This window comes from Paraburkholderia sp. EB58 (genome assembly GCF_050436665.1).
Taxonomy (GTDB): domain Bacteria; phylum Pseudomonadota; class Gammaproteobacteria; order Burkholderiales; family Burkholderiaceae; genus Paraburkholderia.
Map to the genome: position 1 here is coordinate 56,076 of NZ_JBNDMQ010000016.1, position 13,400 is coordinate 69,475.

Annotated in this window: 14 protein-coding genes and 2 pseudogenes; 5 read left to right on the forward strand and 11 right to left on the reverse strand. The window is 59.7% G+C overall.

Going from position 1 to position 13,400, the window contains the following annotated elements; translation table 11 throughout:
* Positions 1-67: 67 nt before the first annotated feature.
* Both P3T40_RS23025 and P3T40_RS23030 read right to left on the reverse strand, forming a co-directional pair.
* Positions 68-202 carry a hypothetical protein gene (locus P3T40_RS23025; protein WP_429270018.1) on the reverse strand — a complete coding sequence of 45 codons (135 nt, stop codon included), beginning with the start codon at positions 200-202 and terminating at the stop codon, positions 68-70.
* Positions 199-1,644, reverse strand: a complete 1,446-nt coding sequence (locus P3T40_RS23030) for a hypothetical protein (protein ID WP_429270019.1) — start codon at positions 1,642-1,644, stop codon at positions 199-201. The genes P3T40_RS23025 and P3T40_RS23030 overlap by 4 nt, the downstream gene beginning before the upstream one ends.
* A gap of 737 nt (positions 1,645-2,381) precedes the next feature.
* Here P3T40_RS23030 and P3T40_RS23035 point away from each other — a divergent pair.
* Positions 2,382-3,695 carry a replication-associated recombination protein A gene (locus P3T40_RS23035; RefSeq protein WP_429270020.1) on the forward strand — a complete coding sequence of 438 codons (1,314 nt, stop codon included), beginning with the start codon at positions 2,382-2,384 and terminating at the stop codon, positions 3,693-3,695.
* Between the two features lie 311 nt (positions 3,696-4,006).
* Here the strand turns inward: P3T40_RS23035 and P3T40_RS23040 are convergent, their stop codons facing one another.
* From P3T40_RS23040 to tnpA, 3 genes are all read right to left on the reverse strand, one after another.
* Positions 4,007-4,690, reverse strand: coding sequence for a molybdopterin cofactor-binding domain-containing protein (locus P3T40_RS23040; protein WP_429270021.1), 684 nt, complete (start codon positions 4,688-4,690; stop codon positions 4,007-4,009).
* Between the two features lie 20 nt (positions 4,691-4,710).
* The gene (locus P3T40_RS23045) at positions 4,711-4,890 is read right to left on the reverse strand and encodes a hypothetical protein (protein WP_429270022.1); all 180 of its coding nucleotides are present in this window, start codon (positions 4,888-4,890) and stop codon (positions 4,711-4,713) included.
* Between the two features lie 107 nt (positions 4,891-4,997).
* Positions 4,998-5,426, reverse strand: coding sequence for an IS200/IS605 family transposase (tnpA, locus tag P3T40_RS23050; RefSeq protein ID WP_429270023.1), 429 nt, complete (start codon positions 5,424-5,426; stop codon positions 4,998-5,000).
* Positions 5,427-5,471: 45 nt separating this feature from the next.
* Between tnpA and P3T40_RS23055 the strand changes: the two genes are divergently transcribed.
* Positions 5,472-6,893, forward strand: a complete 1,422-nt coding sequence (locus P3T40_RS23055; protein ID WP_429270024.1) for an RNA-guided endonuclease InsQ/TnpB family protein — start codon at positions 5,472-5,474, stop codon at positions 6,891-6,893.
* Here P3T40_RS23055 and P3T40_RS23060 read toward each other — a convergent pair.
* The 5 genes and pseudogenes from P3T40_RS23060 to P3T40_RS23080 form a co-directional block, all read right to left on the reverse strand.
* Positions 6,788-7,855 (reverse strand): annotated as a pseudogene (locus tag P3T40_RS23060) (xanthine dehydrogenase family protein molybdopterin-binding subunit); the annotation flags it as partial. The gene P3T40_RS23055 and the pseudogene P3T40_RS23060 sit on opposite strands and share 106 nt — an antisense overlap.
* Positions 7,856-8,122: 267 nt before the next feature.
* A complete protein-coding gene (locus P3T40_RS23065; protein WP_429270025.1) occupies positions 8,123-8,338 on the reverse strand; it encodes a hypothetical protein in 216 nt (71 codons plus the stop codon).
* A gap of 86 nt (positions 8,339-8,424) precedes the next feature.
* Positions 8,425-8,559 (reverse strand): hypothetical protein, encoded by a 135-nt coding sequence (locus P3T40_RS23070; RefSeq protein ID WP_429270026.1) that lies wholly within the window; start codon positions 8,557-8,559, stop codon positions 8,425-8,427.
* A gap of 245 nt (positions 8,560-8,804) precedes the next feature.
* Complete coding sequence (locus P3T40_RS23075) at positions 8,805-9,194, reverse strand: response regulator transcription factor (RefSeq protein ID WP_429270027.1); 390 nt, start codon at positions 9,192-9,194, stop codon at positions 8,805-8,807.
* A 179-nt stretch (positions 9,195-9,373) separates the two neighbouring features.
* Complete coding sequence (locus P3T40_RS23080) at positions 9,374-9,655, reverse strand: ATP-binding protein (protein WP_429270028.1); 282 nt, start codon at positions 9,653-9,655, stop codon at positions 9,374-9,376.
* Between the two features lie 114 nt (positions 9,656-9,769).
* On the opposite strand from P3T40_RS23080, the gene P3T40_RS23085 reads away from it, so the two are divergent.
* The 3 genes and pseudogenes from P3T40_RS23085 to P3T40_RS23095 all read left to right on the forward strand — a co-directional run bounded on the left by P3T40_RS23085 (position 9,770) and on the right by P3T40_RS23095 (position 12,984).
* Entirely contained in the window at positions 9,770-9,898 is a 129-nt protein-coding gene (locus P3T40_RS23085; protein ID WP_429270029.1) for a hypothetical protein, read from the forward strand.
* Between the two features lie 423 nt (positions 9,899-10,321).
* Positions 10,322-11,545, forward strand: a complete 1,224-nt coding sequence (locus P3T40_RS23090; RefSeq protein ID WP_429270136.1) for an MFS transporter — start codon at positions 10,322-10,324, stop codon at positions 11,543-11,545.
* A 238-nt stretch (positions 11,546-11,783) separates the two neighbouring features.
* Positions 11,784-12,984: pseudogene (locus tag P3T40_RS23095) on the forward strand (citrate synthase).
* Positions 12,985-13,066: 82 nt separating this feature from the next.
* On the opposite strand, the gene P3T40_RS23100 reads toward P3T40_RS23095, so the two are convergent.
* On the reverse strand, positions 13,067-13,345 hold the full coding sequence (locus tag P3T40_RS23100; protein ID WP_429270030.1) for a hypothetical protein: 279 nt from the start codon (positions 13,343-13,345) through the stop codon (positions 13,067-13,069).
* Positions 13,346-13,400: the final 55 nt, after the last annotated feature.

A 13,400-nucleotide genomic window follows, 5' to 3' on the forward strand; every position in this document is an offset into this window, starting at 1 on the left:
CAAGTTCTTGAGACATTCCTAACCGACGCCATCAGGTCGACTATCGTCACCCCCGGCGTGCGCGTTATTACGCTCGTCGCGGGATCATCCCCTCGGACGCGAGATGGACATCGATCGCTTCCGCCCTCTCGCGCTGTGCCTCGGCGTCTTCCATTCCTGCGGGGAACTTTGCCAGCACACTGAATTCGTGGAGAGTTGTCATGGATTGGGATTTGCTGTGATAGCACTCGTCATTGCGGTGGCGCGGCCCGCATTGACCACGCCTGGAGACGTGTACAGACCCATGTAAAAGCCACCGTTGTTATCGAAATTGTATAGCTCGTACCAGTCGATGCCGATGATGTCGTAAGCCTTGGCCGCTGCACCCGCAAACTCGGCGAGGGCCGTTCCGACATACGAATCATAGACAGTTGACGAAACGCTGGTCTGCACCCCGACTTCTGTCAGGAGGATCGGCTCATCGAACGCGGTATGCAGCACCGACAGGGTGTTGACGCCGCCTGCCGTCTCGATGTCGCCCATGTCGTAGTACCAGTGGTAGTTCGTGATGTCCCACTGCGCAGTCGGGTGACCGCTCGAACCATCCGGTGCCGTGCCGTTCCACAGACCTTCGAGCAAGCCGTAGTGCAGCCAGCCGACTGACGGGCTCGCGATCAGCGTCTGCTTGGTCGTGTCGACCGAGCGGAAGCCGGCGATGAAGCCACGCACGGCGCCGCGGAATGCCGGCCACTGGCTATTCGATGCTGACCAGTTGGTGACAAGTTGACCATTGTCACTCGGACCGTTGCTGAAGTACTGGTTCTCCGGTTCGTTCATCAGCTCGATGACCGGAACCTTGCCGGCGAGCTGCCCAGCCACGGTCTGACCGTAGGTATAGAACTGATTGTAGGCAGTCGTCTCATCAGTCGTCGACGGATAAACGTCGAACATCGGCTGAATGACAATCGGCGAGAACGAGGAAATAAGGCTCGCCATCGTCGCAGTATCGGACGTGCTGTAGCAGTCCTGACGGATCGATTTGATGCCCATCGCCTGCATGTCCTTGACCTGCTGCGTGATATTCGTTGCGTAGATGCCGCCCTGGGTGTAGTGCCCGTTCACGCCGTAGAACTGCACGCCTGTGGGTGCTGCACTTCCACTGCTACCTGTGGTCCCAGTGCTACCCGTACCGGTGCTTCCACCGCTGCCGCTGCTAGCTGCGCCAGTATTGCCACCACCGCTACCCGTGCCCCCAGTGCCGGTGCCAGTGCTTGCGGTGCGCGGGTCGGATACACCGCTGCCGGTCCATGTTGAACCACTCCATGGCCACCAAAGGCTGGCCGTGTTCTCCTGATAGACCGCGCCGTTGTAGTAGAGAACTAGCGCCACGTCAGCGGTGAATCCAGCCAGCTTGCCGTTCTTCGTTACCTGCAGGCCGTTGTTCGCCGAACTCTTGAGCCCCCAGACGTTACCGGAGGAATCGACCAGCGTACCCGTCGTGCTGTTGATCGTCGCGCCGCTTGCGGACGGTGTGGATTTCTTGGCTGCATTTGCCTGCACCGCCGCCACGGCGACATCAGAAGGATCGGTGCCGCTACCACCGCACGCGGAAAACAAGCAGACAAATGTCATCAGCGCGGCAAGCGCCGCAATTCGTAACTTCATGGGGATACTCCAGATTGAATATACAAGACTTCTACGAACTAACTGTTTGTTGATTAGTGATCCTATTTAACGTGACTAATCGAAGAGTTTCGAGGGCCGGCTACAAATAGCGAAAGCAAACTACTTCTGTGGCATCGTAAGACCAGGAAGATAGGAGAGAAGAAGAAAAATATCCAACGCCAATCGAAAGGGTCCACCAAAACCTGCCGCGCACACGAAATTTTCAGCCACACAATGGCAGTAGCGCTCCAAAACACGAGATCGAAGTCCGGAAGTCAAAACGCACTGACAGCGATTCAATTAGTGGCCTTCGTGAAATTCTGTGTTGCAAATGAGCTTCTCGTTTCACAACTACTTTCAAATTACAGGCCGGCACCGCTACGTTACAATTGCAGCAGGGGCGTCGACGACACGTGGGTCCCTTCGCTTACCGAAGAATCGAAATCGCTGGTCCTGGAAAAACGCTGCCTGAACGCGCGACCAGAAAGCAGTTGAAGCAGCAACTCAAGGAAATGGACGAGTACATCCCGCAGCAGCGAAGACGCGTAGATGCGTGGACGCTCAAGGAGCTTGAGCCTGTCGCTTACGCGTAGAATCCAAGATCCGGCGAATTCCGGTCGCAGTTGAGGCGAATCACTGATTTCCACGCCCCGGCATCTGCGGGCGCGTCTTCTTGCGGTGAACCGAACCCGCAAGCCTGAATGCCTCCGGTACATAGGCCACACGCTGCATGCGACATGACTGATCTCTTTACTATCAAACCTCGCGCGCCGCTCGCCGAGCAGCTCCGACCCGAATCGATCAACGATGTCGTGGGGCAAGCTCATCTGCTTGGTCCCGGCAAACCCCTTCGGCTAGCGCTCGACTCCAGAATGCTGCACTCCTTCATCCTCTGGGGACCGCCCGGCGTCGGCAAGACGACGATTGCGCGGCTTGCCGCGAAGGCGTTCGACTATGAATTCATCGCCGAGTCCGCCGTCGCCGCAGGCGTCAAGGAACTGAGGGAGGCCGCTACGCGTGCCCAGCAGGTGCTAGACCAACATGGCCGCTCAACCGTCTTGTTTCTCGACGAAATACACCGTCTCAACAAGAGTCAGCAGGATGCGTTGCTGCCACACGTGGAGGTCGGTCGGGTGACCCTCATCGGTGCCACAACGGAAAATCCCAGTTTTGAGGTCAACAGCGCCCTGCTGTCCCGTGCGCAGGTGTATGTGCTAAAACCGCTGTCCGACGGGGAACTGCGACAGCTCTTTGAGCGAGCCCACGGTGTGCTGGGGGATCTGGCATTTGAGGAGGCCGCCCTCGAAGCTGTCATCGGATTTGCCGATGGCGACGGCCGGAAGTTTCTGAACCTTCTTGAGCAGCTCGCCAATGCTGCAGCGGCGGCGGGGGTAACGCGCATCGACAATAGCTTCGTCATCGGCGCGTCCGCGGCGACCACCCGGCGTTTCGACAAAGGCGGCGAGGAGTTCTACGACCAGATTTCGGCGCTTATCAAATCTGCCCGCGGCTCCGACCCGGATGCGGCCCTGTACTGGATGGCCCGGATGATTGACGGAGGTGTCGACATTCGTTATCTCGCGCGCCGCATCATCGTGCTTGCAAGCGAGGAAGTAGGCAACGCGGACCCACGAGCGTTGCAGGTCGCGGTGAACGCGGCTGAGGCCTATGAGCGGCTTGGCTCACCCGAAGGCGAACTTGCGCTGGCGCAAGCCCTTGTGTACATCGCGGTCGCGCCGAAGTCGAATGCCGTAAGCATGGCGTGGCATCAGGCGTTGTCATTCGTGCGTAGCGACCGCACACGCCCGGTGCCCCTGCACCTGCGCAATGCGCCAACGCAACTCATGAAGGAGCTCGGCTACAAGAAGGACTACCGCTACGCGCACGACGAACCGGACGCATACGCAGCGGGGGAAAACTACTTCCCGGAAGATATCCCTGAGCAGCGGTGGTATCAGCCAGTGCCGCGGGGTCTCGAAACCAGGATTGGCGACAAGCTTGACCATTTGCGCGAGCTCAACGAGCGGGCCCGTAAGGCAGAAAAGGGTTAGGGTGCCCGCTGCGCTCTGCCCCCCGGAGCAGCTGCTTTGAGGGTTAAACAAGAAATCAGGTTGCTTGGTCATGCCATAGCCAAAGTGGCAGCGTACAGACGACCATTCCCATTGGGGCGCGTCTATAGGGACACTTGAGCCGCCAACAGATCTTCGAGCCGAATCGGAAGATTGCGCACGCGCACGCCCGTCGCATGATAGACAGCGTTCGCAATCGCTGGCGCAATGCCCGCGATGCCAATCTCTCCGACACCGCGCGCGCCGAGTGGATTCAATGCGAGATCCGGATAGTCGAGGAACTCTACGTCGATCTACGGTGCGTCGGCATGCGTGGCCATGACATAGTCGGCAAGGCTGCGGTTGATTGGGGCGCCGGAACGGCTGTCGTAGTTCGTCGCTTCGAATAGCGCCATGCCGATACCCATCACAACGGCTCCTTCGATCTGGTTGCGAGCCGTACGGGCATTGATAATCTTGCCGCCATCGATCACGCTCACCACGCGGCTAACCCGCAACCGCGCTGTTTCAGGCTGCCATGTCACCTCGACAAAATGCGCGCAGTACGAATGCACCGACACGCGCTTGGCGTCAGGATCGTCCTGATTCGGGCCGGACCGCCCCCTTCCGACCACCGTGTTGATCCCCACCGGCCCCAGAATCCGCTCGAAGGGCACCCCTGCTCCCGGCGAGGTTCCTTTGCGATAAACCATCCCTTGCTCAAAACCGAGTGCATCCGCCTTCTGCCCGTTGAACGGCGAGTTAGCTGCTTCGGCTGCGGTGAGCAAAAGGTGCTGGACCGCTATCTGCGCCGCCTGCGCCACGGCAGGAACCAGCGACGCCGTAGCCCTCGAGCCTCCTGACATCGGGCCGGGAGGCAAGCGCGTGTCACCGATCACCACGGAAATTCTGTCGAGCGAGATTCCGGTCACATTGGCCACCATCTGCGCGAGTACCGTGTACGTCCCCGTGCCGATGTCCTGAGTCGCTGTCAACACGCGCGCCGTCGCGTCGGCGTTCAGTTCAACGTGACCTCCGCGGCGGATCGCTGCGCCTGCCACGACCCCGCTGCGACTCCCCAGCCGATCACCAAGCCGTCATGACGCATCGACCCGACCGGCGTCTTGCGTGCTGCCCAGCCGAATTGTTCTGCGCCGCGCGTCAGGCACTCCTTGAGATGCCGGGAGGAAAAAGGCACATCCAGGCTTTCGTCGATCGTCGGCTCATTGATCGGATGCGCGTCAAACGTCGCCCTTCAGGGGGCGGGAAGGATAGCGCGGACGGCGTAGCCGTCCTTCTACGGCCTTAGTGCGGCGTCTTCTGCTGTTCGATGTACTGCCGCACAACTGCGATGGGCGCACCGCCGCAGCTACCGGCAAAGTATGACGGCGACCATAGCGCGCCGCCCCACAACTTGCGCCGGATGGTCGGGTAGTTCTTCTGGCGAATCATCCGGCTCGAAACACCCTTCAGGCTATTCACCGGTGCCGACACGGCGAGCTTGGGCGGGTAGTTCACCAACAGGTGTACGTGGTCGTCTTCGCCGTCGAACTCCACTAGCTCCGCTTCGAAGTCGCGACAGACGCTCGCGAACACGACCCGAAGGTCATCGATGATCTCTTTCGTGAAGACGCCGCGCCGGCACCTGGTTACAAAGACCAAATGCACGTGCATCAAAAATACACAGTGCCTTCCGTGCCTCAAGTCAGGGTCTGTACTACGTGGGCGTCCCATAAATTCCCCTTGCGTGATTTAAAAGGCCAAAGTATAGTACGCCGCATGGAACTCCTTCAAGCCTTCAAATTCGAACTCATGCCGACCGGCGAACAAGCGCGCAAGATGCGCCAGTTCGCGGGCGCGTGCCGGTTCGTCTATAACAAGGCGCTGGCGTTCCAGAAGGAAAATCACGCTGCCGGGCAGAAGTTCGTCGGCTACGTCGGCATGGCAAAGCGCCTCACTGAATGGCGCAATAGCTCAGATACGCCGTGGCTGAAGGATGGCCCGGTGCATACGCAGCAGCACGCGCTCAAGCATCTCGAAGCCTCGTTCAAAAACTTCTTCGCCGGGCGCGCGTCGTTCCCGCAGTTCAAGCGCAAAGGCCTGGGCGATAGCTTCCAGTTCCCCGACAGGAATCAGATTACGGTCGATACCAGCAACGGGCGCATCAAGGTTCCGAAACTCGGATGGCTTCGCTACCGAAAGAGCCGCGACGTTCCCGGCGAAGTGCGTAGCGCTACCGTGTCGCTGCGCGCGGGCAAGTGGTACGTGTCCATCCTCACGAAGCGCGAGGTAGAGCAACCGGTTCCGCACGGTCCCGCCGTCGGTATCGACGTGGGCGTTGCCCGCTTCGCCACCCTGAGCGACGGCAGTTTCATCGCGCCGCTCGCGTCTTTCCGTAAGCACGAACAGCGGCTCGCAAAGTATCAGCGCCGCATGGCTCGCAAGGTCAAAGGCAGTAGCAACTGGAAGAAAGCGAAGTCCCGCATTCAGCGCATCCACGCGCGTATTGCGGACGCTCGCGCTGATTTTCTCCACAAGGCGTCGAACTCAATCAGCAAAAACCACGCAATGATTGCGGTCGAAGACCTGAAAATCAGCAACATGTCGAAGTCGGCGAAAGGTACGGTAGACGCACCAGGGCGCAATGTCCGCGCGAAGTCCGGCCTTAACAAGTCGATTCTCGACCAGGGTTGGGGCGAATTCCGCCGCCAACTCGAATACAAGACGGCATGGCGCGGCGGGTATTTCGTCGCAGTAGACCCTAAGAACACGAGCCGTAGGTGCCCGTGCTGTGGCCATGTATCGAAGGATAATCGCAAGACGCAAGCGCTGTTCGCCTGCGTCGCGTGCGGGCACTCCGACCACGCGGATACGGTCGGAGCGCTCAACATTTTAGCGGCAGGACATGCCGTTATTGCCTGTGAGGGATGGTGCAGTCGGGCCGCCCGTCGAAGCAGGAACCCGCCGAAACCACTAGCGCCATCCCGGCCTAGGGTTGTAGGAATCATCGGCCTTCAGGCCGGTGAGGATGTCAAAAGGCGCAACAGGACGGGATCGATATTGAGCTTGATGGCGAGTTCATCGACCGCCGATTCGACGGCGAACAAGCCAGGCACGGCGCCCGGGCCGCGCATGGATGTGCTGGGCGCGATGTCCCGGCCCGCAGGGGCAGCGGTCACTTGCAGGTTCGGCGAGCTATAGAGATAGCCTGTCGCCTCGCCGCAATTCTCTTTGCGTGTATCCAGGCGGGCTGTTTGATAGACGTAGTGCTGCTGTAGCGATGTAAAACGTCCATCGCGTGTTGCCGACAAGCGTATGCGCTGCTCCGTGGCCGGGCGGTGGCCCACGTTCTGGAACATCATCTCGCGCGTCAGCACCAGCTTGACGGGCCGTCGCAGATTGCGAGCCGCGGCGGCGGCGAGTAGCGAGTGGGACCACGGAAACAGCTTGCCACCGAATCCGGAGCCTAGATACTTCATGATGACGCGCACCTGGTCTTCCGGCACGCCGAGCATCTGGGCCATCATCTGCCGCTGGTTGACGATCGACTGCGTGGTTTCGTAGAGCGTGTAGTTCGTGCCATCGAATACGGCCACCGTGGCATGCAGTTCGATCGGGTTGTGCGTTTCGATCGGTGTCGTGTAGATGTGGTCAAGCTTCAGCGCATCAGAGGCGGCCGCGAATGTAGCCTCTGCGTCGCCGCGCTGCGTGTCGACGGACGGCGTCCCCTGTGCGGACATCTGGACCGTCACATCGGGTCGACTCTGCACATACCGCGCCTTCACTGCATGCGACGCGGCGGTTGCCTGCTCGAACGTATCGGCCACGACGACTGCAATATACTGGCCATAGTACGAGATGATGTCGTCGTCGAGCGGCGGGCGCCGTTCGTCGATTCGTGGTCCGAAGCCGACGCGATAGAACTTGCCGATGTTCTCGCGTGTGAAGACAACCCGGACGCCCGGCATCTTCGAGGCAGCGGCCGTTTCCAGCTGATCGATGCGCCCCTTGGCGATCGTCGCGCAAACCGGTACGGCGTAAAGCATCCCTGGAAAATTGAAATCCGACGTGTACGTCGCCGCGCCGCTGACCTTAACCGGCCCGTCAATTCGGGCAAAGTCGCCGCCGATGGCCGGCTGCGTTTTGTTACTTGCTAGTTGCATGTTCTCTCCGCGTCACGAACATGGGGTCAAGCAGTGCGTGACCAGCTTGAGTGCCATAAATCGAATACGCCGCTATGGGTCGGGGAACGCCGCGCCTTGCGTCGTCCCGTGTCTGATCGACCTCTCCTTTCTAACATCGGCCATATAAACCCGGACTGATGCCAAGATGAAACTCCCGACATTCTTGAATGTCTGAGTGCGCGGTGTTAAAAATACGGCGCTAAACTCGTGCGCCTTGCCGATTGAGCGTGCCGGTCCGCCGCTACGTCAATGGCTCGGACAGAAGCACGCGCGCACGGCTTCGGCAGGCGACAGGCCGGACTGAAAGTAACCCTTCAGTCGCCGCACCGTCCTGTCATCAGGATGCCAAGGCACGCGCACGAAGCCCTTTCCCACGGCGTTCTCGTACACGGCGTTTACCCATACCCTCAGTTCGGTTTCGAACGAGAAAGGAATGGCGATCTGATTGGAATGGCTGAACATGACAACCTCCGCAACATCGAAAATTTACTCGGTCAAATCACACGGATGCGGATGACGACAGCGGTTGGATACGACATGCCCCCGTTTCAACGACGCGTTACGGTCATGATCGTTGCGACCGGCACACTCGCCACGACAACGAGGAAGCCGGACGTGTAGATCAGCATGACCGTCATCATCGCCTGCCCCTCCTTCAGATATGCCGCAATCGCGGCGTCCACCGCAAGCGCATTGCGCTAGCACGTAGGCCTTGAGAACAAGGTACAGGTCCGAGGCACACAAAACCATTCTACGAACGGACGAAATGACTCTGTTTTTGGATCGCACTCCGACACTTTCGTATATGTCGAACAATGTGTGCGTGGCGAGGCGATGCATCCTTCGCAACGAAATTTGCAGAGCGCAGAGCCGTATGTCAGTAGGTGAGCCCGGCACGCCAACAGTATTCCGACGGGCGAACGTCGTGCTATGGCGTGCCCAGCGCAAGATTGAGCAATCGCTCGACCGTGGTGGCATCAACGGGCTTCTCGAGAAAAGCGGCTGCGCCTATAGCCTCGATTTCCGCCCTCAGGGCAGCAGTCGGGAATGCCGTAATGAAAATGACCGGAATTGCGTACCCGAGGCCGAGGAGGCGGTCGTGCATTTCGATTCCAGACAAGCCCGGCATCTGTATATCCGAAATCAGGAATGACGTTTCGTCGAGCAAACCTGAATCCAGAAATTCTTCCGCCGATGCAAACACTTGCGCCCGCCACCCCAACGACCGAACCAGGCTCGCGGTCGCAAACCGGGCACCCTGATCGTCATCAACGATAGAAACAACTTGAGAAGATACGAGCGACGGACCTCGAAACACTGGAAGCCAAGCATGTCACACGGAATTGCGTGGATGCGGCTCAGTACAAATCGTAGCTCGCGAGTTACCGCAGGCAAATGATACAAATGTATAAGCGGCTTGCCACGGCCGCTCTCGCGAGACAAGCCGCCTTCCGACACGGCAACGCTACCGAGACGCGGAAACGGAAAATTGAAATGTCATTCCCGGGCCAATATTGCGCGACGCCCACCCGTCCCTCCGTGAGCTTCAACGATCGAACGACAGATGGAGAGTCCCATACCCATTCCATCTGGCTTCGTCGTGTAAAACGCACTGAACAGTCGGTCCAGCCCCTCGGGCTCCGTGCCGATGCCGACGTCCTGCACGGCCACGAGCACCTCGTCGGATTCGCGCTGTTCAGTTCGGATGGTTAGCACACGCACGCGATCGGTGACGCTCGCCATGGCATGGACAACATTCATTGCAAGATTGATGATCACTTGCTGCAGCTGGACCCGGCGCGTCGATACGGCGAACGTGATGCCAGTACTCGTGCAAGCTGCGTTCGATCACTCGTGCCCGGTAGGTGTTGCGGCGCTCGCAGTGCATTTTTCATGTTGGACGCACGCGCGCAGTGCGCGTTTTGCCTGTACGTGGTGCGCCACATCGACGGCTTAGTTATCACCACGCAGATGCACACGGCCATCTGCGCCAAGCCAGCACTCGCCTTGGTGGACGATTAGCCGCGTGTCGTAACAGCAGGCATGACATATGCGGTATTGCCTCGCGTTGCCCGCCGGATGCTTCTAGCAAACGCTGAAACACCGCAGCAACTCCCTGATCACTTGTCTGCACGGACAAAGGCGTCCGTGCCGGCCCCGGCCAATGAAGCCCGCCAACCAGGCCAATCCTGGTTGACGGGCTTTTTTTGTTTGCCGTTTCCGTAAATGTTTAACCTATGACGAAAAAATCAGATACGTTCGAAATTGCCGAGATGGGCGATGTCGTGCTGCAATCCGGCGCGACACTACGTGGCGCCAAGCTTGCCTACAAGACGCATGGCACCCTGAACGCCGCGCGCGACAGAGGAACAAACATTGCCGGCGCGAAACCCGGCTTACGCGGATACCACGAAGCGCTCCGGAGTGCGGTACGCCGTGCTCTCGATGTTGCTCGTGGCAACCATCCTCAACTACGTGGACCGGTCGGCGCTGGGCATCGTTGCGCCGAGCCTCTCGAAGGGCCTGGCGCTCGACAGGATGCAGATGGGCGAGCTGTTTGCGGCATTTGGCGTTGCCTATTCGTTTGCCCTGGTGCCCGGCGGCGTGCTGACCGACATTCTCGGCTCTCGCCTCGCCTATGGCCTGTCTCTCGTCGGCTGGTCATTCGCCACGCTGACACAAGGTTTCGCAACCGGCTATCAGATGCTGCTCGGATCACGGCTCGCAATCGGCGCAATGGAAGCGCCGGCCTTCCCTTCGAACGCGCGCGCTGTGACGTTGTGGTTTCCTTCGCGTGAACGCGGCTTCGCGACTAGCGTCTATGTAATGGGGCAATGCTTCGGGACGCCCTTGTTCACCGGCTTGTTGCTGTGGATCTCCGCCGCGTACGGGTGGCGTACCGTCTTTTTCGTGACGGGCGGCTTCGGCATTCTGTTCAGTCTTCTGTGGTACCGGGTGTATCGCGATCCGTTTCAGCATGCGGGCGTAAATGCCGCCGAGCTGCAATACATCAATGAAGGCGCAACGGCGGCTCGTAAGCCCCGCGAGAAGTTCGATTGGCACATGGCGCTCAAGCTGCTTGGCTACCGGCAGATTCTCGCCATCTGCCTTGGCAAGTTCTGCAACAATACCCTGCTGGTCTTCTTCACCACGTGGTTCATGACCTATCTGATCGAAGCGCGTCACATGTCGATGATCAAGGTCGGAGTCTTCCAGGCACTCCCTTTTATCGGCGCGACGATCGGCATTCTCGTGGCGGGCTTCCTCTCGGACTTTTTCATCCGGCGCGGGATGTCGATTTCCACTGCGCGCAAGGCGCCACTCATCATCGGCACGGTGCTCGGCGCGTCTATCGTACTCGTCAATTTCGTCGAGTCGAACGAGTGGGTGATCGTCATCCTGACTATCGCGTTCTTCGCGCAGGGCGTCGAGTCGATGTCGTGGGCCGCCGTCTCCAAAGTCGCGCCTCGGCAGTACGTGGGACTGACCAGCAGCATCACCAGCCTGGCGGCCAACATCGCGGCCGTCACTACGCTGATCATGATCGGCTACATCACCCAGCGCAACGGCCACTTCTACTGGGCGCTCGACCTGATGGGCGCGATATGCCTGCTCGGGACGCTCTCTTACTCCGTGCTGCTGGGGAAGCTTTCGCGCATCGAACTGTAACGCTCGCGCATTGGTGAGCGTCCCAACCTCCTCACCTCATAACAAGCAAAAGCAAGCGAAGAGCGCCGAGATGACATTTACCTGAAAAGAGATCAGTATCGTCGCTAAACCGGTCGTGCTCGTATGCAAAGCGCGACCCATTTCGTGACTTCCCCACCGCCCTGCTCCGCTGCATCATCTTGCCTGCCATCCCATGGGAAACTGGATCACTCTGACTGAAGCCGCTCGACAACTCTGAATGCGGACGCAAACTATTTACGCGTACGTCAGCCGAGGCAACATCGCCGTCATGCCGGATCCGCATGATCCGCGTAAGAGCTTCTATTGTGCGGAGGACGTCGCCGGTCTGTACCGGAAAAAACAGGTGGGACGCAAACGCGAGGCACTTGCCGCCGGGACAATATTCGGTGCAGAGCCCTGCATTTACAGCAGCATTACCACCTTCTCAAAAGGTCGGCCATATTATCGGGGGCGGGATAGCATCCGGCTTTCGGACACGGCAACGCTCGAGGACGTGGCGACCATTCTCTGGAACGCGCGTACGCCCGTTTCCTTCGAAACCGGTGACGTGCCGCTACAGGGCGTCGAGCGAAGCAGGCAATGCGCATTCATATCGCTGGCAGCGCTCGCGGCCTGCGGGCACTCGACGATAGGACGCACGGACAGCGCACTGCATGTCGAGGCTGGCAGGCTGGTGGCTCTCATCGCACAAGCCTTTGGCGTGCGATGTGCCGCGAATGCACAAAGGACGCATGAACGGCTCGCGCTCGGTTGGGGCAAGGATCGCGATGGTGCCAAACTCATCCGCAGAGCCATGGTCCTCGTGGCCGACCACGGGATTACGAGTTCGGCGTTCGCTGCAAGGATTACCGCTTCCACCGGCGCATCGCTGCCAAGGATGCCTGCTCACGGGGCTCGCGACTTTCTCCGGCCCACTGCATGGCGATGCGTCAGGCCGCGTGGGGGCCGTATTCGGCGACGTTGGAAAATTGGGTGTGGAGTACGTGGTTGCCCATTACTTGCAGTCGGCCATTCCTATCCCGGGTTTCGGACATCATCTGTATCCGGACGGCGATCCGCGGGCGGGCGCGTTGCTCGAAGTGCTGAATCCACCTCAAGAGCTAATGTCGTTCATCAACAGGGTGGCTGAGCTGACCGGGCTCAAGCCGAATATCGACCTTGCGCTGGCCGCTTTGGCGGTGCAGTTAAAGTTGCCAGGCGATGCGTCGTTCGCGTTGTTCGCAACGGCCCGAAGTGTGGGTCTCCTTGCGCATTGTATCGAGCAGCTCCGGGTGGGTAAGGTCATCCGGCCACGAGGCCGTTATACCGGACCCGCGTTGGAAGACGCCAGCACATCGCTGCCCACGGAAGTCGGCGAGAAGACGCTCGATGCAGCCACCCTCGACAAGAATCGGGTGTTCAAGACGATCGAGCGCTGAGAAGGCGCAATAAAACCCAAAAGCGTTCACACGCAGCAGCCGGATCCGGCCAACACGAGCAAGGCGGGCACCCCGTTCGCGGTCAGTGACCTTCGCCGACGGGCGACGCTGCGCCCGATTGCGACCCCGTGCTGTCGGTGCCGCCGTAAGCCGTGTTCGCATTGCGGACGGCGCTTTGACGTTCAGCCCGTTCAGCCCAGGCTTTTTGTACCCGCTGACCTTGTGGCGTAGCGCTCCAGTCGTACCCAACCGGGCCAGCGGGGCCGGTGCCGCCGCCGCCGCTCCCGCCTGCCGCGAAAGCAGGGGCGGCGATGGCGGTTGAAGCCGCGATCAGGACAGCGGCGATGAGTTTGGTATTCATGATGTACCTCCAGGAGAGTTTCGGCTGTGGGAAGAGGCTGCGGAAGGAACCAGAG

Excerpts from the sequence above, each read along its gene's own strand:
- P3T40_RS23025 (WP_429270018.1), bottom strand. The coding sequence starts at position 202 with ATGACAACTCTCCACGAATTCAGTGTGCTGGCAAAGTTCCCCGCAGGA.
- P3T40_RS23030 (WP_429270019.1), bottom strand. The coding sequence starts at position 1,644 with ATGAAGTTACGAATTGCGGCGCTTGCCGCGCTGATGACATTTGTCTGC.
- P3T40_RS23085 (WP_429270029.1), top strand. The coding sequence starts at position 9,770 with ATGTTGGACGCACGCGCGCAGTGCGCGTTTTGCCTGTACGTGGTGCGC.
- P3T40_RS23090 (WP_429270136.1), top strand. The coding sequence starts at position 10,322 with ATGTTGCTCGTGGCAACCATCCTCAACTACGTGGACCGGTCGGCGCTG.
- P3T40_RS23035 (WP_429270020.1), top strand. The coding sequence starts at position 2,382 with ATGACTGATCTCTTTACTATCAAACCTCGCGCGCCGCTCGCCGAGCAG.
- P3T40_RS23065 (WP_429270025.1), bottom strand. The coding sequence starts at position 8,338 with ATGTTCAGCCATTCCAATCAGATCGCCATTCCTTTCTCGTTCGAAACC.
- tnpA (WP_429270023.1), bottom strand. The coding sequence starts at position 5,426 with ATGGGACGCCCACGTAGTACAGACCCTGACTTGAGGCACGGAAGGCAC.
- P3T40_RS23055 (WP_429270024.1), top strand. The coding sequence starts at position 5,472 with ATGGAACTCCTTCAAGCCTTCAAATTCGAACTCATGCCGACCGGCGAA.
- P3T40_RS23100 (WP_429270030.1), bottom strand. The coding sequence starts at position 13,345 with ATGAATACCAAACTCATCGCCGCTGTCCTGATCGCGGCTTCAACCGCC.